This is a genomic window from Streptomyces cyslabdanicus, assembly GCF_052663305.1.
Genome location: NZ_JBQRUW010000012.1, coordinates 1 through 24,517, shown reverse-complemented (window position 1 = coordinate 24,517; position 24,517 = coordinate 1). Strand labels below are relative to the sequence as shown.

General features: G+C 72.7%; 23 protein-coding genes, 1 tRNA gene and 1 pseudogene. 10 read left to right on the top strand and 15 right to left on the bottom strand.

Translation table 11 applies throughout. The features are described from left to right. Positions 1-15 precede the first annotated feature (15 nt). From ACTYVM_RS08560 to ACTYVM_RS08535, 6 genes are all read right to left on the bottom strand, one after another. A complete protein-coding gene (locus ACTYVM_RS08560; protein WP_445525312.1) occupies positions 16-2,859 on the bottom strand; it encodes a hypothetical protein in 2,844 nt (947 codons plus the stop codon). Then, entirely contained in the window at positions 2,856-3,296 is a 441-nt protein-coding gene (locus ACTYVM_RS08555; protein ID WP_445525311.1) for a hypothetical protein, read from the bottom strand. Before ACTYVM_RS08555 ends, ACTYVM_RS08560 begins: the two co-directional genes overlap by 4 nt. A gap of 140 nt (positions 3,297-3,436) precedes the next feature. Further along, entirely contained in the window at positions 3,437-6,064 is a 2,628-nt protein-coding gene (locus tag ACTYVM_RS08550; RefSeq protein ID WP_445525310.1) for a caspase, EACC1-associated type, read from the bottom strand. Next, complete coding sequence (locus tag ACTYVM_RS08545; RefSeq protein ID WP_445525309.1) at positions 6,061-6,459, bottom strand: effector-associated constant component EACC1; 399 nt, start codon at positions 6,457-6,459, stop codon at positions 6,061-6,063. Before ACTYVM_RS08545 ends, ACTYVM_RS08550 begins: the two co-directional genes overlap by 4 nt. A 479-nt stretch (positions 6,460-6,938) precedes the next feature. Next, complete coding sequence (locus ACTYVM_RS08540; RefSeq protein ID WP_445525308.1) at positions 6,939-7,148, bottom strand: hypothetical protein; 210 nt, start codon at positions 7,146-7,148, stop codon at positions 6,939-6,941. 24 nt (positions 7,149-7,172) lie between these two features. Next, positions 7,173-7,733: an SMI1/KNR4 family protein gene (locus ACTYVM_RS08535; RefSeq protein ID WP_445525307.1), complete on the bottom strand. Its 561-nt coding sequence runs from the start codon at positions 7,731-7,733 to the stop codon at positions 7,173-7,175. Between the two features lie 227 nt (positions 7,734-7,960). On the opposite strand from ACTYVM_RS08535, the gene ACTYVM_RS08530 reads away from it, so the two are divergent. The 3 genes from ACTYVM_RS08530 to ACTYVM_RS08520 all read left to right on the top strand — a co-directional run bounded on the left by ACTYVM_RS08530 (position 7,961) and on the right by ACTYVM_RS08520 (position 11,462). Continuing rightward, positions 7,961-10,018, top strand: coding sequence for a M3 family metallopeptidase (locus tag ACTYVM_RS08530; RefSeq protein ID WP_445525306.1), 2,058 nt, complete (start codon positions 7,961-7,963; stop codon positions 10,016-10,018). Positions 10,019-10,477: 459 nt separating this feature from the next. Continuing rightward, on the top strand, positions 10,478-10,789 hold the full coding sequence (locus ACTYVM_RS08525) for a hypothetical protein (RefSeq protein WP_445525305.1): 312 nt from the start codon (positions 10,478-10,480) through the stop codon (positions 10,787-10,789). A gap of 76 nt (positions 10,790-10,865) precedes the next feature. Next, entirely contained in the window at positions 10,866-11,462 is a 597-nt protein-coding gene (locus ACTYVM_RS08520; RefSeq protein WP_445525304.1) for a site-specific integrase, read from the top strand. 99 nt (positions 11,463-11,561) lie between these two features. Here the strand turns inward: ACTYVM_RS08520 and ACTYVM_RS08515 are convergent. Then, a tRNA-Pro gene (locus tag ACTYVM_RS08515) sits at positions 11,562-11,635 on the bottom strand. Between the two features lie 101 nt (positions 11,636-11,736). Here ACTYVM_RS08515 and ACTYVM_RS08510 point away from each other — a divergent pair. Further along, positions 11,737-12,297: a DUF309 domain-containing protein gene (locus ACTYVM_RS08510; RefSeq protein WP_445525303.1), complete on the top strand. Its 561-nt coding sequence runs from the start codon at positions 11,737-11,739 to the stop codon at positions 12,295-12,297. A gap of 109 nt (positions 12,298-12,406) precedes the next feature. Next, complete coding sequence (cobF, locus tag ACTYVM_RS08505; protein WP_445525302.1) at positions 12,407-13,195, top strand: precorrin-6A synthase (deacetylating); 789 nt, start codon at positions 12,407-12,409, stop codon at positions 13,193-13,195. Here the strand turns inward: cobF and ACTYVM_RS08500 are convergent. From ACTYVM_RS08500 to ACTYVM_RS08485, 4 genes are all read right to left on the bottom strand, one after another. After that, positions 13,137-13,967 carry a cobalt-precorrin-6A reductase gene (locus ACTYVM_RS08500; protein ID WP_445525301.1) on the bottom strand — a complete coding sequence of 277 codons (831 nt, stop codon included), beginning with the start codon at positions 13,965-13,967 and terminating at the stop codon, positions 13,137-13,139. The genes cobF and ACTYVM_RS08500 overlap by 59 nt on opposite strands. Positions 13,968-14,059: 92 nt before the next feature. Beyond that, positions 14,060-14,851, bottom strand: a complete 792-nt coding sequence (locus tag ACTYVM_RS08495) for a polysaccharide deacetylase family protein (RefSeq protein WP_445525300.1) — start codon at positions 14,849-14,851, stop codon at positions 14,060-14,062. Positions 14,852-14,970: 119 nt separating this feature from the next. Next, positions 14,971-15,984 (bottom strand): DMT family transporter, encoded by a 1,014-nt coding sequence (locus ACTYVM_RS08490; protein WP_445525474.1) that lies wholly within the window; start codon positions 15,982-15,984, stop codon positions 14,971-14,973. An 8-nt stretch (positions 15,985-15,992) separates the two neighbouring features. Beyond that, positions 15,993-16,841 carry an SDR family NAD(P)-dependent oxidoreductase gene (locus tag ACTYVM_RS08485; RefSeq protein WP_445525299.1) on the bottom strand — a complete coding sequence of 283 codons (849 nt, stop codon included), beginning with the start codon at positions 16,839-16,841 and terminating at the stop codon, positions 15,993-15,995. Positions 16,842-17,140: 299 nt separating this feature from the next. Between ACTYVM_RS08485 and ACTYVM_RS08480 the strand changes: the two genes are divergently transcribed. Then, positions 17,141-18,211, top strand: a complete 1,071-nt coding sequence (locus ACTYVM_RS08480) for an MGDG synthase family glycosyltransferase (RefSeq protein WP_510187046.1) — start codon at positions 17,141-17,143, stop codon at positions 18,209-18,211. 78 nt (positions 18,212-18,289) lie between these two features. On the opposite strand, the gene ACTYVM_RS08475 is transcribed toward ACTYVM_RS08480, so the two are convergent. Together ACTYVM_RS08475 and ACTYVM_RS08470 are read right to left on the bottom strand one after the other, a co-directional pair. Beyond that, the gene (locus tag ACTYVM_RS08475; RefSeq protein WP_445525297.1) at positions 18,290-18,775 is read right to left on the bottom strand and encodes an RpiB/LacA/LacB family sugar-phosphate isomerase; all 486 of its coding nucleotides are present in this window, start codon (positions 18,773-18,775) and stop codon (positions 18,290-18,292) included. Between the two features lie 88 nt (positions 18,776-18,863). Further along, on the bottom strand, positions 18,864-20,006 hold the full coding sequence (locus ACTYVM_RS08470) for a serine/threonine-protein kinase (protein ID WP_510187045.1): 1,143 nt from the start codon (positions 20,004-20,006) through the stop codon (positions 18,864-18,866). A gap of 314 nt (positions 20,007-20,320) precedes the next feature. On the opposite strand from ACTYVM_RS08470, the gene ACTYVM_RS08465 reads away from it, so the two are divergent. Next, entirely contained in the window at positions 20,321-20,476 is a 156-nt protein-coding gene (locus tag ACTYVM_RS08465) for a hypothetical protein (RefSeq protein ID WP_445525296.1), read from the top strand. Positions 20,477-20,522: 46 nt separating this feature from the next. Here the strand turns inward: ACTYVM_RS08465 and ACTYVM_RS08460 are convergent, their stop codons facing one another. Next, entirely contained in the window at positions 20,523-21,296 is a 774-nt protein-coding gene (locus ACTYVM_RS08460; protein WP_445525295.1) for a sulfite exporter TauE/SafE family protein, read from the bottom strand. A 279-nt stretch (positions 21,297-21,575) separates the two neighbouring features. Between ACTYVM_RS08460 and ACTYVM_RS08455 the strand changes: the two genes are divergently transcribed. The 3 genes from ACTYVM_RS08455 to ACTYVM_RS08445 all read left to right on the top strand — a co-directional run bounded on the left by ACTYVM_RS08455 (position 21,576) and on the right by ACTYVM_RS08445 (position 23,555). After that, the gene (locus tag ACTYVM_RS08455) at positions 21,576-22,058 is read left to right on the top strand and encodes a Dps family protein (protein WP_400027897.1); all 483 of its coding nucleotides are present in this window, start codon (positions 21,576-21,578) and stop codon (positions 22,056-22,058) included. A gap of 193 nt (positions 22,059-22,251) precedes the next feature. Continuing rightward, the gene (locus ACTYVM_RS08450) at positions 22,252-22,791 is read left to right on the top strand and encodes a hypothetical protein (RefSeq protein ID WP_445525294.1); all 540 of its coding nucleotides are present in this window, start codon (positions 22,252-22,254) and stop codon (positions 22,789-22,791) included. Positions 22,792-22,895: 104 nt separating this feature from the next. Next, a complete protein-coding gene (locus ACTYVM_RS08445; protein ID WP_445525293.1) occupies positions 22,896-23,555 on the top strand; it encodes a DUF3566 domain-containing protein in 660 nt (219 codons plus the stop codon). A gap of 36 nt (positions 23,556-23,591) precedes the next feature. Here ACTYVM_RS08445 and ACTYVM_RS08440 read toward each other — a convergent pair. Continuing rightward, a pseudogene (locus ACTYVM_RS08440) lies at positions 23,592-23,984 on the bottom strand (HAD hydrolase family protein); the annotation flags it as partial. Between the last annotated feature and the right edge of the window lie 533 nt (positions 23,985-24,517).

Sequence of the window (24,517 nt, the reverse complement as noted above, 5' to 3'; positions counted from 1 at the left end):
GACTGGCCACGTGTGTCAATCGACGATGATGCCCGGGTAGCAGTGATCATGATTCCATCCGGGCTGGATCGGGTAGCCGCAGTAGCAGAGCCCGGGCCGGGCGGGTTTGCCCTCGGAGCGGCGGCGCAGCGCGACCGCGAGCGGCTGCCGGGCCAGCCATGCCTCGGTGTCCTCGCCTTCCCAACGGCCCAGCGCCTCGGGAGAGACCGCGAGTCCGTCCACCAGCGCCCCGAAGAGGTCGTCGGCCTGCCGAAGGAGGAAGCGCAGCACGTTGCCGCAGTACCGGGGCTCCATGTCGTCGAGGCGGTGGCGGCGGTCCTGGGCGTCCTGCCAGACCTCGTCCTGGTTCAGGAGGGTCACATAGTGCTCCTCCAGGGTCCAGGACCGGGGTGCCTCGCCGGTCAGCCGGTCCTGGGCGGTCTCGTGGGCCTTGCGCGCCTTGCGCAGCGGCTCCTCGAACTCGGCGGCGGACCCCGCGGCGAGCCGCCGGCAGATCTCCACCGCCTCCCCGGTGACGGCCAGTGCCTCCGCCCCGTGTCCGCTCAGCGCGAGGTAGGTGCCGAGGTTCGTCAACGTCCCTGCCAGGGACGGCTCATGGGCAGCCGGGTGCACGGCCGCCAGCCGCCGCTCGATGCCGGCCGCCTCGCGCAGGGCGGCCAGCGCGTCGTCGCGGCGGCGTGCGCCCCACAGGAAGAATCCCAGGTTGCCCAGGGCCACCGCCAGGTCGGACTCCTCCACCGTCATGGAGCGGGTGAAGCCGGACGCGGGGGACACGGGCCCGGCTGCCACGCGGCGTCGGATGATCTCGACCGAGCGCTCTGCGGAGGTGAGGGCGTCCGCCCAGCGACGCAACCGCCACGAGCAGACGGCTGCTTGGGCCAGCGTCATGGCCAGGCCCGGTTCGTAGACCGCCGGATCGATCACGGCCAGCCGTTGGAAGATCCCCATGGCCCGCTGGACGGTGCTCAGGGCCTCCTCCTGCCTGCGCTCCTGCGACATGCCGTGGCCCAGGTGGGACAGGGAGAGCGCGAGGCCGGGCTCGTAGGCCGCGGGGTCGGTGGCGGCCAGTCCCCGGAAGATGCCGACCGCCTCCTCGGCGGCCCGGCGGCTGGCCCATGTGCGATCCGCCCTGACGGCGCACTCGCTCAACTGGGCCAGGGCGGTGGCGAGTTCGGGTTCGTACACGGCGGGGTCGGCGGCGGCCAGCCGCCGGAGGATGCCGACCGCCTGCTCGGTGGCTGCCACGGCGTCCTCCCGGTGCCCCGCCCGCGTCATCCGGAACCCGAGGTTCTGGTGCAGTCGGGCGTGTTCGGCCGGGTCGTCCGTGGCGGCGAGCCGATGGCCGGTGAGGCGTCGGGTGAGGGCGTCGATCCCCGCGTCGAGGTCGACCTGGCCGTGCTGGGGAAGGTGCGCGTCGATCGCCTCCAGGACGGCGGGATCGAGGTCGACGGCGGCGAGCGCACTCAGGGCCGCACCGCCCGCGGCGAGGGCCAGGGCCGGGTCGCCGCGCAGCACGGCCTCCAGGTGCCGGACCGTGTGGGGCCAGCGGTGCGGGGCCGCCGCCGAGGCCAGGAACGTCAGCGCGCGGGCCGCGTACCCGGGCGGCGCGCCCTCCCCGTCACGGGCTGTGAGCACGCCGACGGTGTCCGCCGCCCAGGGGGCGGCGGGATAGCCGGTGGCTTCGTGCCCGGGCAGGCTCAGGGCGAGGAAGTCCTCGGCGAGGCGGTCGGGATAGAGCGGTTCCAGGACGGCACCGGGCTCCTGTGCCGGATAGCACGTGGTGTGGTCGGCCAGCAGCCGTCCGGGGTGCTCCAGGCTCAGGGCGTTCAGCAGTGCGGTGCCGTCCGCGTACGACGTGGCTCCGGTGAGAGCCGCGGTGAAGACCACGTGGCCCATGACGCTCGGCGCGGTCGCGTAGTCCAGGCCTTCCAGGCGGTTCTCGTGGAGCCTGGTCCAGTGCCGGCGTTCGCGGTCGAGCAGGTACGCGGACAGGCCCGCCATGTCCTTCGGGGGTCGGCTGCCCCGGGTGTGGGCGTCGACCGCCACCAGCGCGGCCATGTGCAGCGCCAGGACGAGCCCGAAGTCCGGCCCGCTCAGATGGTCGGGGGGTTCGATGGCGGTCGCGTCGGCGAGTCCGTAGCAGGCCGCGAAGCGGTCTCGGGCGACGGCGAACATGGCCCGCCGCTCCTCGAGTTCGCCACCCCGCTCGTCGAGTGGGGGCAACGCCGAGTCGCCCGTCCCGGCTCCCGCCTCCTCCAGGGCGGACCGCACAGCGGGCCACGGGGCGACCGACCGGGCCAGCAGCAGCACCCGGGTCGGCAGCGAACGGTGGAGCAGCTGGTTGCTGAACAGCCAGGTCAGGTGGGAGAGCGGCCAGCGGTCCGCGTAGTCGACGATCAGCAGCAGTCCGGAGGCACCGTCAATCCGCAGGTCCTGGCTTCCCGGGGGCGACTGGATCGTGCCGGAACCGTGGGCGGCCGTCACGACCTTCCAGCCCGCCGCGGCACTGTCGGCGGCGAACTGGGCGGCCAGCCGGGTCTTGCCCTGCCCGCCGGGACCGTGCAGCCACGTGGCCGAGAGGCGCGGACCGCCGCCGTCCCGCCATGCGGCCAACGCGGTCCGCTCCCGGTCGCGACCGGTGAAGTCCACGACCTGGAAACGGGCGTTGAGCAGGCGGCTGGGCTGGGCGGTGAGCCACGCGGCGTCCTGGCCCGCAGGAACCGAGGCCGGGCCGTACTCGGAGAGCAGATAGATTGGGCCCCGGTCGGGGAAGACATGCAGGTCGGCGCCGACGACGCCGTAGCCGAAACCGTTCTCGACTCGGATGACCTGCCGGGACCCCGTACGCGTGCGGCTCACCGCGCGCCTTCGCCGCCGCCTCCCGGTCCGGGGGGAGCCTGGTGCACGACGACATTGCCCCCTTGGACCGCGAAGACCTGACCGCCGTCCTTGGCGACGTTGTTCTGCACCCAGGCGCGCTGGTCGTCGGGCAGGCGGTCCCGGATCTCGCTGATCAGCTCCCGCAACTCGTCGGCGGCGTCCGGGTGTTCGTCCAGCAGCGATTCCAGCTCCAGCTGCCATACGGGAAGCAGGCTCTGACGCACCCGCTCGGCATCGCGGGCCCGCGCGACGAGGGCCGCGTTGTTGTCCAGTTGGGCCTCGATGACCGTCTGCCGGCCCTCTCCCCGGCGGCGGAACAGCCTCGCGATCCCACCACGCGCGACCGCCCAGGAGTCCGTGGCCATGGCCCCGACCACGGTGGTTCCCCCGGCCAGGATCAGTTCTTCCAGCATCATGTCCCCCTCGCCCTACGATCCCATGAACCCTGCCCTGAACGGACATTATCCTTTGCCGATGGTCAACTGCCGTGTGGGCAGGCGCGGTTGGCAGCAGCGGGCCGCTGGACCTGGCTCATCGAAGTCCGTTGTCCCATTCCCTAGGGACGCAGCGGCATCGATGGTTCAGGCTCGGACCGATCGGCGCGCAGGGAGCGTGACGGGTGGGCGATGGCGTGGGTTGAGGGACCTTCCTCGGCGCGAGAGACGCGGTTCACTTCCTGGGCCTTTCGCATCAGTTGACGCGCCTGATCGTGGTGCCCCCGCGCCCAGGCGATCTTGGCCGTGAGGCGGTAGGCGTAGCCGAGGTCGGCGGAATCGGCGAGTGCGGCGAAGCGGTCCAGTGCCTGTTGGGCCATGTGGGCGGCCTCATCCAGAGCGCTGGACCTGCGCAGCGCTTCGGCGGCAGACGCGTACGCATGTGCGGCTCCCTCCTGGTCGCCCTGCTCGTCGAGGAGTCCGGCGGCTTCCTGAGCGAACTGAGACGCCTTCGGGTACTGGCCGACGTACAAGTGCAGCGCGGCTTGACCGACCAGGCATTCGGCGAGCAGCCGCGCGTCGCCCGCCTGGGCCAGGTGGTCGTACGCCTCGGCCTGGAACTGCAGGGCCTCGTCGACCAGGCGGGCGGCCAGCGCGCGCTCGGCCAAGGACATCAGTCGGCGCCCGCGTTCGGCTGCGCGTTCGGATGAGGTGCGGGACGCCTGGGCGGCGCGGCGGAGTTCCCCGGCCAGCCCTTTCCGCGCGGCTGGGACGTCGAATTCCGGTGGTCGTTGCGCGAAGCCGGTCCGTTCGCCCAGCACGGCCAGGCAGCCGCGGGCCCGCGCTATGGCCCGGCCGTCATGCAGGCCTGTCGCATGCCTGTAGGCGGCGTCCGCCTCCTCCTTCGCCTCTGCGAGCCGCTGCTCCTCACGCAGGGCGTCGGCGACCTGGCAGCTCAGTTCGGTCGCCAGGTGCCAGTTGTCCTCGCGTGCCGCCCGGGCCGCCGCCCGCAGCTCGGCCAGCGCGGCTCTGCGCCAGGCCTTGCGGGTGGCGCCGCTCTCGCGTGCCTCCCGCAGGAAACGGCACAGGTGCAGATAGAGCCAGGTGCGCCGCAGGGCCTCCGTGTCCGCTCCTGTGTGCGAGTAGCTGCGATAGAGATCGTGGAAGGCGTAGCGCCCGTCCGTGCGCTGCAGCAGGCCCGCGTCCACCAGCTCCTCCAGCATCAGCCCGCAGATACCCGGCGGCATCTGGCTCATCGCGGCCGCCGAATAGCGGTCGAAGTCGGGGCCGGGATGGTCGGCGCAGTCGTGCAGCACCTGTTTCTGGGGTGCGGTGAGCGCGTTGTAGGACACCGTGAATGCCGTACGTACCTGGTCGTCGTCGGAGTGCAGGTACTGCAACGGCCGCTCCGACTCCCGCATGGCGTCCAGGAGAAGGTCGGGCGGGGTGCGGCGCAGCCGGGCGGCGATGGGGCGCAGGGCGAGCGGGAAGCAGCTCAGGAGCCGGGCGATCTCGGTGAGTTCCGCGTCGTGTCCGGTGAGCCCGCTGAGGTCCTGCAGCATCGCCACCGCGTGACCCGGTTCCAGTGGGGCCAGCGCGTACCGGCGGGCGGCGACTTCGGTGAGCGAGGAGCGGCTGGTGGCCAGGACCAGCGCGTGCGGCGCTGCCCCCATGGCCCGGGCGACCTGGGTGGCGTCGGTGACGTTGTCGAGCAGCACGACCGGAGCGTCACGGGGCCGGGGAGGTCCGGCGGTTGGTGCGACGGCGCCGACAGCGGGCCTGGGGGACGGGTCTGCCATGAGCCGCCGGTGCAGCTCGGCCGCCAGCGCCGACTTGCCCACGCCCGGCGGCCCGTGTACCACCAGCGCGCCGGAACCACGAGCAGCCTCGGCAGCCAGTTCCCGCAGCTCGCGGTCGCGGCCGAACAGCCGCTCGGGCGGCACCGGGAGGTGGGGGCTGTGCACCTCGTCCGGCGAGGTGTGGGGCAGGTGCGCGGGATTGTGGAAGATGGCGATGCGCTCACCCGAGTTGTGCGCACCGAGCTGTGGGTGCTGGGGCTGGTCGCGCGCGCCCAGTTCCCGTTGCAGCCAGCCGTGCAGGGTGCCGAAATCGAGCACCGGGCCGGCCTCGGGTAATCCCGCGCGCACGAGGCCGAGAAGGGCCCCGGTGAAGGCGGACAGCTCCTCGTCGGGCAACGAGAAGGCGAGCTCGGTGGCCGCGCTGGAGGTGAGCACGCAGACGCCGTCGATGTCGGAGACCCGTTGGAGCAGCGTCTCGCGCTGACCCATGCCGCCCTCGACAGCGGCACCGCTGAAGCAGCAGTCCAGGATGACCGCGCACTTCAGTCCCCGTCGCCGGTGCGCCGCCCGCACCTCGTCGCGAATATGGGCGTACGGAAGCGAGCGCCACATCTGGTGGTCATTGGAGTCGTGCAGGGCGAGGTGCAGTTCGGTCAGCCGGTCGGGATGCAGCAGCCCGTGTCCCGCGTAGTAGATCAGCAGGGTGTCCGTGGCCTGCTGCGCGGCGCTGTCGATGGCCTGCATAACGGATCCGAGGTCGGATCTCGGGCCGAGCACCTGGCACGCCGGGCCCGCCAGGCCCCACACCTCGTTGTCGCACAGCGCGTCCCGTAGCGCGGCAACGTTCCGCTCCACTGCGGGGAGTTGGGCAAGACCGGCCTCCTCGGCGTACCTGTCGACGCCGATCAGGACCGCCCGGGAGGCCGCACGGTCGGACAGCCGGGTGGTCATACGTCGCCCTGTTCGGGTGCCCGCCTGTCGTCCAGGTCGTGGGCCTGGGCCTGGCCTTGCTCCCGGCGTGCCCGCAGTACCCTGAGCACGTCCTCGGGGGTGCCCTCCAGGAGGGTCCCGTCGCTCTCGGTGACCCGCACCGTGGGGGGAGGCGTCCCGTGCGGTCGCCGCCAGGCAGCGACGGCGACCAGCAGGCCGACCAGTCCGACGGTGCTGTCCACGAGTGCGGTGACCGTGTCCACGGCGCCCATGGAACCCGCCGGTGCCTGAGGCTGTAACGCGCCGACTGGGGCGATCTCGACTCCGGAGCGGGCCACCCCGGGGTCGCGCCGCAGCCATCCGGCCAGCGAACCGGCACTCCCGGCCCTTCCGACGCCGATCCACACCTCACCCATCGAAACTCCCCCCGCTCCGTGCGCCGTCTCCTGCACCCAGGGTCCCGTTACGGGACAGCTCCTGGCCTCATTCCTGTTCGATGAGGTCGCTGTTCAGAACACCCCCATGCCCGCGCAACTGCCGATCAATCCCACACTCGGCCGGTGACGCTCTGCTTCCACGCGGTCACTCACGATACTCCGCACACGTCCCGCGCCGCACAAACGCATCAGGGGCCCTCCGAAGAGAGCCCCTGATCTGCGCAAACATCCGACATCACTGTCGGGACGACAGGATTTGAACCTGCGACCCCTTGACCCCCAGCAATGCGGTCGATCTTGGTTTGAAGGCTTGTACCGCCGTTGCGCGCCCGCGAGCGCAGTCATTGACGGTTCACGCGCGTTGGCGCCCTCTCTGCCCCGGCAGGGGCTCGTTCAATGCACTCGACGACAGTACGGCTCCACAGCCGGTTGTCACTCCGCCCCGGGGTCCAGGGTGTTCAGGATGCCAGTGATGCGACGGCCCTCAGGGGTTGCAGGTTGTCTGCCCAGAAGTCGTCGAACGTGCGCGGCGGATGGCCGGTTAGGTTACGGACCTCGGTCGTCGTCGTGGCCTGGGATCCGGCGACTTCCTTGATGAGGAAGGCGAGGTCCTCGGCGAACCGGCGCGGCAGGACACCGAACTCCGCCCGATCGAACACGGCAGGCATCCAGTCCACCGCATTCCCAGGGAGTCACGTGGCGTCGCACCAGGGCTTGTTAGCCGCCCAGTGCCGGACCCAGCCGACAAACCCCGACTCGGCGGTGGTATGACCGAACTGCGCGCCGAAGGGTACAGCCCCGACGTCGGTGATGAGCCAGACGTGACCTCGATGAGGGCCAGTCACGATGAGATGCCAGTACATCGCGCACCCATCGGTGCCCAGCACGATCGAGCCGTGGTTGTAGACCTGCTCAAGGATCTCGTCGGCATCTTCGGACGGATCCGATTCATCCTCCCACACCCACGCCTCCGTCAGTGGAAAGGGCTTGCCCAGGTCACGTTCCTGCCCGTCATCGCCCCAGTCGTCTGGCAGCTCCGCTACCGACAGCAGTCCATAATCTGGCGGCCCGGAGTACGAACCGTCCGTTATCTCCGCGACGAAAGTCCGATACGGCTCAGGCAACACGATCCCGTGTTCCGCCTCGAAGGCATGGACTGCCTCCCAGCCAAGAGCCGACTCACCTCCGTCATCGATGTCGAACGCCGCACGAAGCGCCGCCAGCTCAGCAGGGTCAGCGTGATCAATGTTCATGCGGCATAGCTACCACTCCGCTGTGACAACACCCCTCGGGATACCACTGGTCCGACGAACGACGCTGCTGCCAAGCGCGATCACGCACTTGGCAGCAGCGCAGGCCCCTACACGTCAGACCGCGGGCCGGCCATCCCCCCGTGCTCAATGCGGGGTTGGGCGACGGCCGGCGGTGAACGGACGGAACCGCGTAGATTACGGCTCGCCGGGGAGCGTAGGGTCCCCACATGGCGATGCGTGACGACACGGCGGGGATTGCGGATAACCCATTCCTTGCGCCCAGCACCCTGCCCTACCAGCTGCCGCCGTTCGCGGCGATCCGCACCGAGCACTACCTGCCGGCGTTCGAGCACGGCATGGCCGAGCAGCTGGCCGAGATCGACGCGATCGCCGGCGCCGCGGAGCCGCCCACGTTCGAGAACACCGTCGTGGCCCTGGAGCGGTCCGGCGCGGTGCTCGACCGGGTGTCGAAGGTGTTCTTCAACCTGGTGCCCTCCGACGGCAACGCAGAGCTGGAGGCGATCGAGGCGGAGATCAGCCCCCGGCTCGCCGCGCACGCCGACGCGATCCACCTCAACGCGGGCCTGTTCGCCCGCCTTGAGGACCTGTACAGCCGACGGGACGAGCTGGGCTTCGACTCCGAGTCACACCGCCTGCTAGGGCGCTACCACACCCGGTTCGTCCGGGCCGGCGCCCGCCTCACCGGCGCCGAGCGGGACCGGCTGCGGGAGATCAATAAGCAACTCGCCGCCGACGCCTCCGCGTTCGGACAGAACGTGCTCGCCGACACCAACGCCGCTGCGCCGGCGATGGCCGACGCCGACGAGCTGGACGGGCTCTCCGCCGACGAGGTCGCCGCCGCGGCCGAGCGCGCCGACGGCTCGGGCGGGTACGTACTCGCGCTGCAGAACTTCTCCAATCAGCCGCTGCTCGCCACCCTCAACGACCGGGAAGTGCGCCGCCGCCTGCTCGCCGCCTCCCTCGGCCGCGGCCTGGAGACCAACGCCGCGCTGGTGCGCCGGATGGCCCGGCTGCGCGCCGAGCGGGCCGCGCTCTTCGGGTACGAGAGCCACGCCGCGTACGTGGTGGCCGACCGGACCGCGCGCACCCCCGACGCGGTCGCCGACATGCTCGGCCGGCTGGTCGAGCCCGCCGTCACCAACGCCACGCGGGAGGCCGAGGCGCTGACCGCGGCGCTGCGCGAGGACACAGGCGATCCGCATGCCGCGCTGCACCCCGCCGACTGGCGGTACTACGCGGAACGGGTCCGCAAGGCCGAGTACGACGTGGACTCCGCCGCACTGCGGCCCTACCTCGAACTGGACCGGGTGCTCTTCGACGGCGTCTTCCACGCCGCGGGGCTCGTATACGGGATCACCCTCACCGAGCGCGACGATCTGGTCGGCTACCACCCCGACGTGCGGGTCTTCGAGGTGTCCGACGCCGACGGCAGGGCGCTCGGCCTGTTCCTCGCCGACTTCTTCGCCCGGCCCTCCAAGCGCGGCGGCGCGTGGATGAACGAGCTGGTCAGCCAGTCCACGCTGGCGGGCACCCAACCGGTGGTGGTGAACAACCTCAACATCGCGCGCCCGCCGGCCGGGGAGCCGGTGCTGCTCACCTTCGACGAGGTACGCACCATGTTCCACGAGTTCGGGCACGCGCTGCACGGCCTGTTCTCGGACGTGAGCTACCCCTACTTCTCGGGCACCGCGGTCCCGCAGGACTTCGTAGAGTTCCCCTCGCAGGTCAACGAGATGTGGATGGTGTGGCCCGAGGTCCTGGCCAACTATGCCCGGCACCGGGAGACCGGCGAGCCCATGCCGCCCGAACTGGCCGAGCGGGTCCTGGCCGCGCAGCGGTTCGGGGAGGGCTTCCGCACCGTCGAGTACCTGGGCGCGGCGCTGCTGGACTGGGCCTGGCACTCGCTGGCCGTCGGCGCCGACCCGGGCGGCGTCGAGGACTTCGAGGCCCGAGCGCTGAGCGCGGCCGGCGTTGCGATGGACGCGGTCCCGCCGCGCTACCGCACGGGTTACTTCCAGCACATCTTCAGCGGCAACTACAGCGCTGGGTACTACTCCTACATCTGGAGCGAGGTGCTGGACGCCGACACGGTCGAGTGGTTCAAGGAGGACGACGGGCTCACGCTGCGGGAGAAGGGCGAGCGCTTCCGCCACAATCTGCTGGCACGAGGGGGCAGCGTCGATGCGCTCGACGCCTTCCGTGATGTCCGCGGCCGGGCCCCGGACATCGCGCCGCTGCTGGCCCGCCGGGGCCTGGGGAGCTGATCGTCAGCCCTGTCGCGATCGGTGATCACGCGGTTCTCAAGGCACCGGCTGCATAGGTCGTGCCGCCGAAGGTCGAGGATGCAGGAGTGCATCCATTGAGAACTCAGGCACCCGTACCGACACCAACCACCTCGCACCAGCAGGTACTCCCCCAGCAACGGATGCCCGCCCGGGCCGACGAAGCCGTCATCGACCCCTACCCGTTTCAGATGGGGCTGGCGCTGGCCATGAACGTCGATCGACAGCGGGGCGACGCCCTGCTCGTCGACAACGTCGCCATCGCGCACGGGCACAGGACGTTCACCAGCAGCAGCCGGGTGCCGGTCGCATGTCGCACCGAGTGCCGCCGAAACAGACCACGGGGCCCTGATCCACCGTCGGTGGATCAGGGCCCCGCTTCCTTCTGTGTCCGATCGGTCCTCAGTCGGACTGCGGTGCCTGAGCCCATCGCTGGCCACCATGAAGCTCGCCGAATACGGCGAAGCAAACATGGACCTCGCCCTGCGCGGCCTCGAGTTGAAAACGCTGGACCCCTACCTGTCGGGGTGGCGGATGCGCGTGGTCCCGGCCCTGGGTCACCTCGCGGTGCGAATGATCACCAACGGCGTCGTCGACCGCACCGTGCAGAACTGGATCGCCGACGAGCACAGCCGATCGACCGTGAAGAACACCATCGCCGTCCTGGTCCGCGCCATGGAGCAGGCAGTCCGAGACGGCATCATCAACGTCAACCCCGCCCGGGTGACCGGCTGGCAGAAACTCTACAAGTAGGCCGAGGACGAACTCCTCGACCCGCGCGCTGGCCCTGCCCGACTGGGACACCCTCGCCGCACTGGCCGACGCGCTCATGGCCGCCTCCCACGACCACTACCGCGGCTGGGGAGACGTGGTCACCTTCGCCGCATGCACTACCGCACGGATCGGCGAGGTCTCAGGCTGCCGCGTCGACGACATCGACACCACCCAGTGGATCTGGACCGTGCGGCGCCAGACCACACCCGCACCCGGCGGGCTGACCGACAAGGGCACCAAAGGCAAGCGGGCCCGCAAGGTTCCCATCGTCGAGGAGGTCCGCCCCCTCGTCGCCCAGCGCATCCTGTCCGCCGGCCCCGACGCCCGCCTGTTCACCGGCCCGCGCGGCGGGCGCATCTCCACCGCCGTCCTGCGCGACGCCACCCACTGGGACGACGTGGTCACCAAACTCGGCTACCAACACCTGCGCCGCCACGACCTCCGGCACACCGGACTGACCTGGTTCGCCGACGCAGGAGTCCAAGTGCACGTCCTCCGCAGGATCGCCGGCCACGGCTCCCTGACCACCGCCCAGCGCTACCTCCACCCGGACATCCACAAGATCACGGCCGCCGGGGCAGCACTCTCCGCCCACCTCAGCGCGCTGCGCGCGCCGCGCTCCCTGCCGAGCCCGATCGTCATGACCCGCTGACCCCGGTCAAGGACGCCGGTCCCCAACTGGTCCCCAAGAATGATCGAGGGCCGGGTTCGGATGTCTCCGAACCCGGCCCTGACCTGCAACTGTCTCCAGTCGGGACGACAGGATTTGAACCTGCGACCCCTTGACCCCCAGTCAAGTGCGCTACCAAGCTGCGCCACGTCCCGGTGCGCGTTCCTGCGGTGAACCGCGTGATCGCGCGAACGTCACTTTACCGCACCTCGGCGGCCAAGCCGAAAACGGCCACGGGGTCGGGGACAATCGGCGTATGAGCGGCACTTCCTCCGACAGGCCGGCCGGCGCGCGGGACCGGGACAGCGAGGGGCGGGCGCGCAACGCGCGGCCCCGGGACGGGCTCGGGCGGCCCCTGCCGTACGGCGCCGACGGGGTGCCGCGGCAGCCCGAGGGCGTGGTGCGCACCCCGCTGGAGACGGTGACCAAGGCTCAGGCGCTGCTGGACGCGGGCAGGCCCTTCCACGCGCACGAGGTCTTCGAGGACGCCTGGAAGTCGGGGCCGCCGGCGGAGCGCGCCCTGTGGCGGGGGCTGGCCCAGCTCGCGGTGGGGCTCACCCACGCGGCCCGGGGCAACGTCATCGGCGGCGCCCGGCTGCTGCGGCGCGGGGCAGGGGCCGTGGAGGAGTGGGTGGCGGACACCGGGGAGCGGACTCCGTACGGCATGGACGCGCCCGGGGTGGTGGCGTGGGCGCGGGAGCTGGCGGACGCCGTGGACAGCGGGAGGGCAGGTGGCGTGGATGCGGCGGAGCGGGCACCTCGGCTGCGTGGGGAGGGGGCACTGCCGGCGGGCGGCGCGAACACCGGAGGGGCGTAGCCGGCGGGCGGGGCAAGGGGTAGCCGGCGAGCGCGGCGTACGCGGTGGCGGTAGCGGTCGGTGTGGCACCCGTGGACGCGTTGTCAGTGCCGTACGGCAGACTCGGTGCGTGCGAAAGATTCATGTGATCGGCATCGGCGCGGGCGACCCCGACCAGCTCACCCTCCAGGCGGTCAGGGCGCTGCGCGACACGGACGTGTTCTTCGTCCTCGACAAGGGCGAGGCGAAGTCGGACCTCGTACGGCTGCGCCGGGACATGCTGCGCACGCACATACCGGAGGGGACGTACCGCGTGGTGGAGGCGCGCGACCCGGAGCGGGACCGTGCGGCGGGCGGTGCCGCCTACTCCCCCGCTGTCGGCGACTGGCGCAGCGCACGCGCGGACGTCTACGAGCGGATGATCGCGGGGGACCTGGGCGAGGACGAGACCGGCGCGTTCCTGGTGTGGGGCGATCCGGCGCTGTACGACAGCACGCTGGCCATCCTCGAGGAGGTGCTGGCGCGGGGCGCGGTGGACTTCGCGTACGACGTGGTGCCGGGCATCAGCAGTGTCTCGGCCCTGGTGGCCCGGCACCGCACGGGGCTCAACCGGGTCGCCCGGCCCGTGCAGATCACCACCGGGCGGCGGCTGGCCGAAGGGTTCCCGGAGGGCGTGGACGACGTGGTGGTGATGCTCGACGCCCACCAGGCCTTCCGGCACTGCGCCGACCAGGACATCGACATCTACTGGGGCGCCTACATAGGCACCCCGGACGAGATCCTCGTCTCCGGCCCGATCGCCGAGGCCGCGCCGCGCATCGAGCGGCTGCGGGCCGAGGCCCGTGAGCGCAAGGGCTGGATCATGGACACGTATCTGCTGCGCCGGAAGCGGCAGGACCGGGCGGAGCAGGCGGAGTAGGCGAAGCCGGCCGGGCGGCCCGGTCGAGGCGTTCCAGCACGGCCGTGACGTCCGGTACGACGGTGCCGTCCGGCACGGCGGTCAGTTCCGGCGGCAGCGGCGGACGGCGTACGACGACGACCGGCAGCCCGAGTTCCCGGGCGGCCGAGAGTTTGGCCGCGGTGGCCGCTCCCCCGCTGTCCTTGGACACCAGCACGTCGATGCGGTGTGCCCTGAGCAGCTCCTTCTCACCGGCCACGGTGAACGGCCCGCGGGCAAGCAGCAGGTGTGTGTCCGGGGGCATCGGAGGCTCGGGCGGCTCGACCGACCGTACGACGAAGTGCGCCTCGGCCAGGTGGGCGAAGGCGGCGAGGCCCAGCCGTCCCGTGGTCAGGAACACCCGGCACCCGAGCCGCGGCAGCAGCTCCGCCGCGGCGGGCAGCGAGGCGACCGGGTGCCAGCGGTCCCCGGGGCCGGGCCGCCATCCGGGTCGGCGCAGCACCACCATGGGTACGCCGGTCGCCGTCGCGGCCAGCGCCGCGTTCCGCGTGATCCCCTCGGCGAAGGGGTGAGTGGCGTCGACGACGGCGTCCACGCGGTGCTCACGCAGCCAGGAGGCCAGTCCGTCCACCCCGCCGAACCCGCCGACCCGCACGTACCCGGCCAGCGCCCCCGGCCTCGTCACCCGCCCCGCCAGCGAACTGGTCACCCGCACGCCGTCCCGCGCCGCGAGCACCGCGGCCAGCTCACGTGCCTCGGCGGTACCACCGAGAACCAGGATGTGTGAGGACATGACATTGAGCGTAGAGGGGCGACAACGGGTACGAGGCGTCCGGGCCGGGTCCGGTGTCTGGTCGCCGTGGAGGCGTGGGGCCCCCGGTGGGCTCAGCGTCGTACGGATCGGCGCAGGTCGTGTGCGGACAGAGGGCCGACCGACCAGCCGGTGTGGTGGCAGATGCGGATCAGGTCGGGCAGGGCGGCGAGGGTGGTCCGCCAGGAGTCGGGGGCGCAGGCGTGGTCGGTGTCGTGCAGGAGGATCGTGCCGCCGCCGCGCAGGTCCGCGGCGACGGTCGTGCGGACGGAGGCGGGGGTCGCGTCCGCCGTCCAGTCGCGGCCCCAGGCGGTCCACAGCACGGGGCGCAGACCGGCGCGCCGGGCGGCGGCCCAGCGGCCCGCGGTGAGGATGCCGTAGGGCGGCCGGTACCACCGCGGCCGCCAGCCCGTGGTGTCCCGCACGACGAGCGCCGCCCGCACGGTCTCCCGTACGTCCCGGGCCGGAGTCGGCAGCCAGGGGCGGCTGTGGGTCCATCCGTGCACGGCGAGTTCGTGTCCCCGGTCCGCGATGTGCCGGGTGAGGCCGGGGAAGCGGGCGACCCTCTCGCCCAGGACGAAGAACGTGGCCCGTACGGCGAGCCGGTCCAGCTCGTCCAGGAAGTGCGGCGTGGAGGCCGGGTCCGGGCCGTCGTCGAAGGTCAGTGCGACGTGGTCCGGGCGGCCGGTCCCGGCGAGGCCGGGGAAGCACAGGGCCCGGAAGCGGGGCAGCCAGGTGGCCGCCGGGACGATGTGGGCGGCCGCGACGGCGGCCACCGGCGCGAGGGCCGCCACCGCGGTGCGCGCCGGACGGCTGCCCGGCCCCGCCACCTGCCCGATCCGCCTTACCGACGCTCCGCCTGCCATCTGCCGACCTCTCCTCTCCGTTACTCCGCCAGCCACCTGCCGGCCCTGCTCACGGGTGCTTCCCCTGCCACCCGCCGGCCCTTCTCGCCGCCGCCCCACCTGCCACCCGCCGACCCTTCTCACGGGCGTTCCGCCTGTGCCTTCCCCGGATCGCGGGACGCGTCGGGCGCCGATTCCGCGTCCCACTTACCCGACACGGCGGGGGAACGGGACAGGCCGATCGTGCCGGCCGCGAGGAGTCCGATACCGATCGCCTCCGGCACCAGGCGCACGCCCAGGGCGATGTGTTCCCCGAACAGCGCCCATCCCAGCGCCACACTCGTCAGGGCGTCGCCGAGGGTGAGGGCGGGCTGGGAGGCGACGAGCGTGCCCGCCCGGAAGGCGCACTGGAGCAGTCCGAAGGCGGCGAGCCCGGTGACCGCCGTGGCGTACGGTGTCCAGTTCGACGCCAGCGCGCCCAGGCCCTGCTGGTAGAGGCCCGTCACCTCCTTGAGGAGGGCGGCTGTCGCCGCGAACAGCACCGCCGAGGCCAGACCGAGCACGGCGGCCCGGGGTGCGCCCCTGACCAGCCGCGCAAGCCCGACCAGGACGAGCACCAGGCAGGCCAGGGCGATGCCGACCGGGATCCAGCGCGCCCCCTCGGCCGTGGCGCGTCCGGCGGACGGCGCGGCGGCGCCGAGGAAGACGGCCAGTCCGACGGCCAGGGCCAGGAAGGACAAGCAGGTGATCCGGGCCGGCCGCCGACGGAAGACGATGCTGACCATCGCCAGCGTGAACAGCAGTTCGGTCGCCAGCAGGGGCTGGACGAGCGACAGGCTCCCGACGGCCAGCGCCGAGGCCTGCAGCACCGCGGACACGGCCAGCATGGCCGCGCCGGCCACCCAGAACCGCCGCCTGACCTTGACGGCGTGCGGGGTGCGCACGGCGACCGTCCCGCCTTCGCCGTCCGCCGTCCGGGTGGCAGGCCCGTCCTTCCCGCGCCCGTGCGGCGTCTCGTCCACCGCGGGGCCGGTGCGCCGGTCGCCGCCTCCCCCGCCGTCCGGGATCTCCGTCGCCGCGCGCCTCATCAGTACCGAGGCCGCAGCGTTGGCGCACGCGGAGAACAGTGCCAGGACGATGGTGAGCGCGTTCACACCGTGCGTCACCCGAATCGTGCGGCAAGGCGGCGGTACAGGGCGGGAGCGGCCCCGCGTACCCGGCCGGGCAGCCGGGTCCAGCCGGGGACGTACACCTCGTCCCGGCCCCGCGACACCGCCTCCCACACCGCGTCGGCGACCCGGCTCGCCGGGACGGGCCGGGGCCAGGACCGTCGGTAGGGCACTCCGCGGCGGTCGAAGAACGGTGTGTCGACCACCCCGGGCACCACATGGCTGATGCCGACCCCCGTGCCGCGCAGCTCGTAGCGGACGGCGTCGGCGAAGGCGCCCAGCGCGGCCTTGGCAGCGGAGTAGACGGCCTCGTCACGGACACCGACCGTGCCGGCCAGGGAGCCGATGATGACCACGCGGCCCGTGCCCTGACTGATCATCTGGGGCAGCAGCAGCCGGACCAGGCGCAGCGTCGCCAGCACGTTGACGTCGAACACCTCGTCGATGGCGGGCTGCGGCATGGTGCTGAAGGGCCCCGCCCACCCGATGCCCGCACCCGCCACCAGCAGGTCGACACGGCCGACGCTGTCGAGCGCGAACTCCGCCAGCCGCCGCTCGGCGCCCGGGCCGGACAGGTCCGCCGGGAAGGCCACGGCCGAGGTGCCCCGGGCGACCTCCTCGAGGCGTGCGCGGTCGCGCCCGTTGAGCACCAGGCGCCAGCCGCCCTCCGCGGCCAGCCGCCGTGCCACGGCCGCGCCGATCCCGGACGAGGCGCCGGTCACCAGCGCGCCCCCGCCCGGCACCGCGGCACCACCGGTCCGGCCGGGTGCGGCGCTCGGCGCCACCGGGGCCTCGACCGGCGTGCCGGAGCCGGACCGTACGCGGGAGGGGGCGTGGGACATCGGGACGCACCTCGAGGATCGGACGGACCGAGGGCCGCCGGTGCGGCCCCGGCGGTACGGGACGGCCTCCGGGGTGGTGAAGTATCCCGGGGGCCGTTCCCGAAACGTGGGACGGGCGGAAGGGTGTGCCCGTTCGTTTGACTGCGGTGGGTGAGGGTTACTCACTTCCAGTGTCGTCCGAATCGCCAGTGCCGCCACCGCTGCCCGCCGCCCGTGAGCCCGTGACGCGCCGTGCGCCCGCCCGGCCGGCCCCGACGTCCGCGCCGGAGACGGAGCGGTTGCTCGTGGTGACCGCGAGCATGGGGGCGGGCCATGACACGGTGGCCGCCGAGCTGGCCCGCCGCGCCCGCGCCACCGGCAAGCAGGTCCGTGTCGTCGACGTGCTGGCCCTGCTGCCCGGCGGCTTGGGAAGCGGCCTGCGCGGCTGCTACCGGGCCGTCGTCCGCGGAGCCCCCTGGGTCTACGCCGGGATCTACGACCTGTTCCTCGCGCCCGGCCCCCGGCCGCGCCCGAGCGGCACCCCGCTGGCACGGCTGGCCGGCGGGCGGCTGCTGGGCCTGGTGGGTGAGTGGCGGCCCGATGTCGTGGTGCCGGTCTTCCACCTGGCTGCCCAGCTGACCGGCCATCTCCGGGAGCGCGGGGCGCTGCGGGTGCCCAGCGCGGTGGTCGTCGTCGACTTCACGGCGCACCGGCAGTGGCTGCACCCGGGCAACGACCTGCATGTGTGCCTCACGGAGGAGACCGCCCGGGAGGTGCGGCGGGGCACCGGCCGGGCGGCGGAGGCAGCCGGTCCGGTCGTGGCACCGGAGTTCTTCACCGCGGGGCCGGGGACCGCCGTGTGGCGGCGCCGGCTGGAGCGGTACGGCGGCGGGCGGCCCCCGGTGCTGGTCTCGGCGGGTGCCTGGGGAGCAGGCAGCCGCCTGGCCGGCACGGCCCGGCTGCTCGCCGCGCACGGCTTCCTGCCGGTCGTGCTCTGCGGACGCAACGAGCGGCTGCGGCGCGCCCTGTCCGGAACACCGGGGGTCCTCACCCCTGGTTGGGTGACGGACATGCCGGAACTGCTGCACGCGTGTGCCGCCCTGGTGGACAACGCGGCCGGGCAGACCGCCGTGCAGGCGCTCGCCGCGGGACTGCCCGTCGTCGGCCACCGCCCGCTGCCCGGACACGGGGCGGAGGGCGTGCGCCGCATGGCGGCCCTGGGCGTCTGCGACCACGCGCCCGACTCAGACGCCCTGCTGCGCTCCCTGACCCGCCTCACGGCGCCGGGCGCGCCACGCGAGGCACGGATCGCCGCCGGGCGCGCCCTCTTCCGGCAGGACCCGCTCGACCTGGTCGTACGAGCTGCCGGGGCGAGCCGTCCTGCCCAGTGACCGCGCCGGGGCCTGTCCTCGCGGATCTCCTCGCGGATCTCGTCGGGGCTGTCCGCATGGCGTTGCCCGTGGGGCTTCTCAGGGCCTGTCTCCCTGGTTCGCCGCCGCGCCGGTCTCCTCCCGCCTCAGGTCCAGGCGTCCGACGCGGGCGACGTTCTCGCGGTCCTCGGCGTCCTCGCTCGGCGCGGCGGCGAACCAGGCGTCGAGGATCTCCTCCAGCAGCGGTTCGGAGGTCAGCCGCAGGCCGAGCGCCAGCACGTTGGCGTCGTTCCAGCGGCGGGCGCCGTCCGCCGTGTAGGCGTCGGTGCACAGGGCGGCCCGTACGCCCGGCACCTTGTTCGCGGCGATGGACGCGCCGGTGCCGGTCCAACAGCACACGACGGCCTGGTCGGCCCGTCCCTCGGCGACGTCACGGGCCGCGGCGGCCGAGCAGGCCGCCCACTGGGGGTCGTCCCCGGAACGCAGCGCACCGTGCGTCACCACCTCGTGCCCGCGCTCGCGCAGCAGGGCGACCAGCGAGCGGGCGACGGGTTCGGCCATGTCCGAGGAGACGGAGATCCGCATGTGCCGGAGGCTACTCAGCGCGCCGTCCGGACTCCAGGGGCACCCGTCCGCCCGGGCCGGCCACCGTGGCCACGGGCGCGGGCGCGGTCTAGAACCACGCCTTCCCGACGAGCAGTGCGGAGACGAACAGGACGGTGCCGCCCACCAGGGCGGCGGTACGGGAGTGGCGGCGCAGCGAGGAACGCAGGCCGGGTCGGCGCGCGGGCACCCGGTGCACGCTGGTGTTCCATTCGGAGTCCCTGCCCGAGGTCCCCGGCGCGGCCCCGGCGCGGGCGGGTCGGGGTGCGGGTGCGGGTGCGGAGGCGCCACGACGGTGCCCGGGAGCGGTGCCGCGCTGGCTCGGAGCGCGACGCTGCCCGCTTCCCCCGCCCCACTGCTCCGGGGGAAGCGGCTCGGGCACGCCGCGCCACGCGCCGCCCGCGAACCAGTCCGCGGCCTGCCGGGCCGTGGGCCGCTCCTCCGGCCGTTTGACCAGCATGCTGAGCAGGTACGCCTCGAAGGCGGGCGGCAGCGCGGCGCCCCGCTGGTGCGGCGGTACGGGCGCGGAGTCGACGTGCTGGTAGAGCAGGGCGGTCGCGGTCGACGCCTCGAAGGGCGGGGAGCCGACGGCCAGGTGGTACAGGACGCAGCCCAGTGAGTACATGTCGGAGGCCGCGCTCGCCGGGGTGCCGATGGCGCGTTCGGGTGCCAGGTAGAGGCCGGTGCCGACGATCTGTCCGGTGGTGGTGAGTGCGCCGGAGGGGTCGTCGACGAAGCGGGCGATGCCGAAGTCGGCGATGCGGACGGTGCCCTGCTGGTCGCTGAGCAGGTTGCCGGGCTTGACGTCCCGGTGGACGATGCCCTGGGCGTGCGCGGCGGCGAGGCCCTCGGCGGAGTGCTGGGCCACCTGGGCCAGCCGTTCCGGGGTGAGCGGGCCACCGGCGGTCAGTTCACCGGCCAGGCTGTCGCCCTCGATGAGTTCCATCACCAGGAAGCAGCGGTCCTCCCAGGCCCCGAAGTCGAGCGTCCCGACCACGTGCGGATGGTTCAGCCGGGCCGAGGTCTGCGCCTCCAGTCTGAACCGGGCCTCGGCCGAGGCGTCCGACCCGTCGTTCAGCAGCAGCTTGACCGCGATCTGTCTGCCGAGCACCTCGTCGAGGCCTCTCCAGACCTCGCCCATCCCGCCGCGTCCGATGACCGTGTCCAGCCGGTACCGCCCCGCCACCAGCACCTGTAGCCCCGCCCTCAACATCCCCGAAGTCCCGCCCTCACGACCGCTCCCCGCAGCGGGCGCGGCAGCAGCCGGGCAGCGCTTACGGATCGCGGCAACCGCGGTTCATCTTAACGATCACTCAGGGGTCTCCCGACCCATGCCCGGCCCTCCCGGGCGGATTGTCCGGACAAGAAACCTTCCGGGTTCCGGACTTCCGTTTTCTGGACGCGGGGCCCTCCGAGTGAAAAGCGGCGAAAAGCTCGGAGTCGTCCGTCATGTAAATATGTAGAGCTGATCATCTATGTCATCGTCGCCCTACCCGGCTGATCCACTCGGGAAGGAGAGGACGCACCATGGCCCCTCTGACATGGCTGCTCATTCCGCTGGCGACGGTGTTCATGGCGAGCGTCTGGGGCCTGTTCGCGGGACGACCGCGGCGCTCCGACGACGTGGCGGACGTGGAACGCTACGACCGCTTCCGCGCGGCGCTGGGCCGCGCACCCGACTGACCGGGCGGCCTGCCGACCGCAGGGACCGGCCGGACCGCGGGACCGGCTACCGCAGCAGCAGCTGAAGCCCGCCCACGACGGTGGCCGCGATCACCAGCTGTTCGAACAGCCGCTGGTTGATGCGGTGCACCGCCCACTTGCCGAGCAGCGCCCCGGGCACGACGAAGACCACCAGCGCGGCGTCCAGCAGGAGGGAGCGGCCGTCGATGAGGCCGAGACCGACGCTGAAGGGCACCTTCGAGACGTTGACGACGAGGAAGAAGAAGGACGACGTGCCGAGGAAGCCCAGCTTGCGGAAGCCCGCCGACAGCAGGTACAGCGACATCACCGGGCCGCCCGCGTTGGCGACCATGGTCGTGAAGCCGCCGAGGACGCCGTAGGAGCGGGCTCTGAGTCGGCCCGGGCGGGCGACGACCGGGTCCGGTTCCTCCCCCCGGTCGGCGGTGCGCCGCCGCCACACCGTCACGGACGCCATCAGCAGCAGGATCGCCCCAATCGACGTCCCTACGATCCCGTCGTCCGCCCACACCAGGAACAGGGTGCCGACGACCACCCCCACCGCGACCGCCGGGAACAGCCGCCACAGCGTGGGCCAGTGGGCGTGCCGCCGGTAGGTGAGGACCGCGAGGACGTCGCCGGCGATCAGGACCGGCAGCAGCACCCCGGTGGAGGCGCGGGCGGGCAGGACGGCCGCGAAGACGGCGAGGCTGACCGTGTTGGCCCCGCTGACGGCGGTCTTGGAGAACCCGACGAGCAGGGACGCGAGGGCCAGCGCGGTGAATCCCCACCCGGACATGTTCCAGAACGTCATCGTGTTCATGCGGTGACCGATGTTATGTCCTGACAACGCGGGGCGTAAGGCCCGTCTCACCTGGAGAAACCAGGGCCGGCGTCCGCGAGCACGTACGGACCGCGCTGAGCGCCGTCTCCGGGTCGCTGACCACGGGCGTCCGACCCGGGCAAGCGGCTGTTTGCTTCCTTTCGACGAGGGCACTCGCGCCCGCATGGAGCGGTTGCGCGGCATGGCCGGGGGCGGGACCGGCGAGGACGACTCCGACGACTCCGACGACTCCGACGACTCCACAAGGAGAACCACCGTATGACTGTCGTGAAGAGCACGATCCCCGACGCGGCCCGTCAGGTCACCGGGGACGCGCTGCAGAGCACGCTCGTGGAACTTCTCGGGCTCTCCCTGATCGGGAAGCAGGCGCACTGGAACATCGTGGGACCGCGGTTCCGGTCCATCCACCTCCAGCTCGACGAAGTGGTGGCGGCGGCCCGCGAGTTCGCCGACACCGTCGCGGAGCGCGCGGCGGCGCTCGGCGTGCCCCCGGACGGACGCCCGGAGACGATCGCCTCGGCCTTCACCCTGCCCGGCCCGAAGGACGGCTGGGTGCGCGACGCGGAGGCCGTCGAGGTCATGGTCGAGTCCCTGGAGGCGGCCATCAGGCGGCTGCGCGAGCGCATCGACGCGACGGAGAAGCCGGACCCGGTCACCCAGGACCTGCTGATCTCGATCACGGCCGAACTGGAGAAGCAGCGCTGGATGTTCGCCGCCGAGAACGTGAACGAGCGCGGCTGAGCACCGCGCTGCGGCGGGCCACCGGTCGGGCCGGCGTCCGCACCGCCGTCACCCGAGCGGCCCCGCCCCGCGGCGGCGGGCATGCGGGACCCGATCCCCGCGCCTAACGTCGACATCGCACACCAGTGACGGTGTCCGGAACGGCTCGAACGCCGGTCGAGGGCGCCGGTTCGGCGTGGGAGGCCGGTCAGCCATGAGACTCACCGAAGCAGGCCACCGCGACCGGGACCGGCCCCTGCTCGTCAGCAGGTGGCGTGAGACGGCGGACCGGCGTCTGACCCCGCTGCAACGGTCGTTGCTGATCACGTGGTTCTCCTTCGGGACCACCTTCGGCACCGTCCGCTTCATCACGCACGGTATCCGGGGTGGCTGGCTGCCCTGGGGCAACATCTCCGCCGGTGGCGAGCACGTGCACCACTACAACTTCGGCATCGCCACCCTCGCGGGCGTGGGCCTGATCGCCGTACGCGGTGACGAACGCGCGGTCGGGCACCCCGCCGTCGCGGCCGCCTACGGCTGCGGCACGGCCCTCATCTGCGACGAGTTCGCCCTCCTGCTGGACCTCCAGGACGTCTACTGGGCCAAGCAGGGCCGGATCAGCGTCGACGTCTCCCTCGGGGTGCTCTCCGTGCTGGGCGCCTACCTGACGGCGAAGCCGTTCTGGCACGAGATCGGCCGTATCACCCGGCACCACATCGTCGCCGCGGCCACGCGCCACGGCACCACAGCCTGATTCCCGCACCGCCCCCGCACGGCCGGCCCGGCCACCACGGCCCCACGGCCCGGCCCCCGCACGCACGCCGCGCGGGCGGTCGCACCCACCGTGAGGAGCAAGGCATGAGCCCAGCCGAGCACCAGGAGCGCGGCGCCGAGACCCCTGGACAGGAGCCCGCCCCGCAGCAGTGCGAGGACCCGGACGGGCCCGTGCGGCACCAGGCGTCGCAGCCGCGGCCGTCCGCGATACGCATGCGCGTCTCGCGGGCCGATCCCTGGTCGGTGATGGCGACGAGCTGCCTGGTGCTGCTGGGACTCGGGATCTGCGTGCTCGTCTGCACGGTGCTCGTGTGGGCCATGCTGACCGCGATGGACCCCGAGGCGTGGCCCTCCTTCGGCTGGACCCTCGTCATCGCCACCGGTGTCGTCACCCTGGAGGTCGTCCTGGGTACGGCCCTGGCGACCCTGGGCGCGTTGCTCTACAACATGTCCTCGCAGTACGCCGGGGGTGTCCACCTGACACTGGCCGACGACGCGGCGGCGGCCGGCGAACCCCGCCCCGAGCTGGTGCCTGACGTCGGCCGTCTGTTCCACCGCCTCCAGGACCGTCTGGGGTTCCCGCCTCCCGGCTGCGGCGCGCGCTACGTGGAGTTCGCCGATCGCTGCGGCGACGCGTGGCGGCGGCTGCGCGGCCGGGTCGGCGGCGGGCGCGGCCGGGACGACCGTGACCGCGGGGACCGGGACGACCCGGACACCCGGGTCGAGGAGACGACTCCCGGCTGACGGCCCGGACTCCCGCGGCTCCTGGCACCCGGCGGGTCAGCCCCCGAGGGCAGGAGGCAGGTGCAACAGGCGCGCGATGGTGCGCAGCACGCCGTTGTCGTTGTTCGAGGGGGCCAGGTGGCGGGCCCGGCCGATGACCTCGGGGTGGGCGTTGGCCATGGCGAAGGACCACTCGGCGGCGTCCAGCATCTCCAGGTCGTTGAGGTAGTCGCCGAACACCAAGGTCTGTGCGGGCGTGATCCCCAGGTCCCGCTGGAGCCGGCGCAGCGCGGCGCCCTTGTCGGCGGTGCGGTTCATGACGTCGACCCAGTGCTCGCCCGAGACGACGACCTGGTGGGTGGCGGCGAACGGCGCCAGCGCCGGGGCGGTGGTCCGCTCGGCGGACCCGAAGTCGAACAGGGCCACCTTGATGACGTCGTCGTCGACGGCCGCGGGCGGGACCGGTGACGGGTTCGGGGGTTCGCAACTGCTGGTCAGGGAGCATATGTGAGGTCGTTTTAGCTCGATCGTGTGATCGTCGACTTGCGGCCTTGCGCTGCGTTGGGCCGGTCGGGGTAGCGTTGCCGTGCGATCTGGGACGCCGGGTGCGGTGCCAGCGAGCGGGGCCCCTGCTCCACCAGCGAGATGGTTCAGGGCCTCCCCGTCGCCTTTGACCGTTCCCACAGGCCAGGTCACGAGGGACTCCGCCCGCCCGGCTCGGACCACGGACACGATCCATGTCGCCGCCCGGGACGCGAAAGCGGACGACCAGTGCGCCCAAAACCGTTCGGGGCGTGCCAGTAAGCGGACTCACTCCCGCTCACTGCCCAGGAACGGTGTGCTGGGCATGTCCGTCTTGCGGGCGCGTCCGGGTGGTGCGGGCGCCGGCTCCGTTGCCGTGCGCGGGGCGTGCGGTGGCCGGCGCCTTGCCGGCTCCGGCGGGGCGGCGCCGGTCGGGGTCGGTCAGGTCGGCCGGGCCGTGG

Coding starts and splice junctions, on each gene's coding strand:
- ACTYVM_RS08555 (WP_445525311.1), bottom strand. CDS start 3,296: ATGATGCTGGAAGAACTGATCCTGGCCGGGGGAACCACCGTGGTCGGG.
- ACTYVM_RS08550 (WP_445525310.1), bottom strand. CDS start 6,064: ATGACCACCCGGCTGTCCGACCGTGCGGCCTCCCGGGCGGTCCTGATC.
- ACTYVM_RS08545 (WP_445525309.1), bottom strand. CDS start 6,459: ATGGGTGAGGTGTGGATCGGCGTCGGAAGGGCCGGGAGTGCCGGTTCG.
- ACTYVM_RS08540 (WP_445525308.1), bottom strand. CDS start 7,148: ATGCCTGCCGTGTTCGATCGGGCGGAGTTCGGTGTCCTGCCGCGCCGG.
- ACTYVM_RS08535 (WP_445525307.1), bottom strand. CDS start 7,733: ATGAACATTGATCACGCTGACCCTGCTGAGCTGGCGGCGCTTCGTGCG.
- ACTYVM_RS08530 (WP_445525306.1), top strand. CDS start 7,961: ATGGCGATGCGTGACGACACGGCGGGGATTGCGGATAACCCATTCCTT.
- ACTYVM_RS08525 (WP_445525305.1), top strand. CDS start 10,478: ATGAAGCTCGCCGAATACGGCGAAGCAAACATGGACCTCGCCCTGCGC.
- ACTYVM_RS08520 (WP_445525304.1), top strand. CDS start 10,866: ATGGCCGCCTCCCACGACCACTACCGCGGCTGGGGAGACGTGGTCACC.
- ACTYVM_RS08510 (WP_445525303.1), top strand. CDS start 11,737: ATGAGCGGCACTTCCTCCGACAGGCCGGCCGGCGCGCGGGACCGGGAC.
- ACTYVM_RS08500 (WP_445525301.1), bottom strand. CDS start 13,967: ATGTCCTCACACATCCTGGTTCTCGGTGGTACCGCCGAGGCACGTGAG.
- ACTYVM_RS08495 (WP_445525300.1), bottom strand. CDS start 14,851: ATGGCAGGCGGAGCGTCGGTAAGGCGGATCGGGCAGGTGGCGGGGCCG.
- ACTYVM_RS08485 (WP_445525299.1), bottom strand. CDS start 16,841: ATGTCCCACGCCCCCTCCCGCGTACGGTCCGGCTCCGGCACGCCGGTC.
- ACTYVM_RS08480 (WP_510187046.1), top strand. CDS start 17,141: ATGGGGGCGGGCCATGACACGGTGGCCGCCGAGCTGGCCCGCCGCGCC.
- ACTYVM_RS08475 (WP_445525297.1), bottom strand. CDS start 18,775: ATGCGGATCTCCGTCTCCTCGGACATGGCCGAACCCGTCGCCCGCTCG.
- ACTYVM_RS08470 (WP_510187045.1), bottom strand. CDS start 20,006: ATGTTGAGGGCGGGGCTACAGGTGCTGGTGGCGGGGCGGTACCGGCTG.
- ACTYVM_RS08465 (WP_445525296.1), top strand. CDS start 20,321: ATGGCCCCTCTGACATGGCTGCTCATTCCGCTGGCGACGGTGTTCATG.
- ACTYVM_RS08460 (WP_445525295.1), bottom strand. CDS start 21,296: ATGAACACGATGACGTTCTGGAACATGTCCGGGTGGGGATTCACCGCG.
- ACTYVM_RS08455 (WP_400027897.1), top strand. CDS start 21,576: ATGACTGTCGTGAAGAGCACGATCCCCGACGCGGCCCGTCAGGTCACC.
- ACTYVM_RS08450 (WP_445525294.1), top strand. CDS start 22,252: ATGAGACTCACCGAAGCAGGCCACCGCGACCGGGACCGGCCCCTGCTC.
- ACTYVM_RS08445 (WP_445525293.1), top strand. CDS start 22,896: ATGAGCCCAGCCGAGCACCAGGAGCGCGGCGCCGAGACCCCTGGACAG.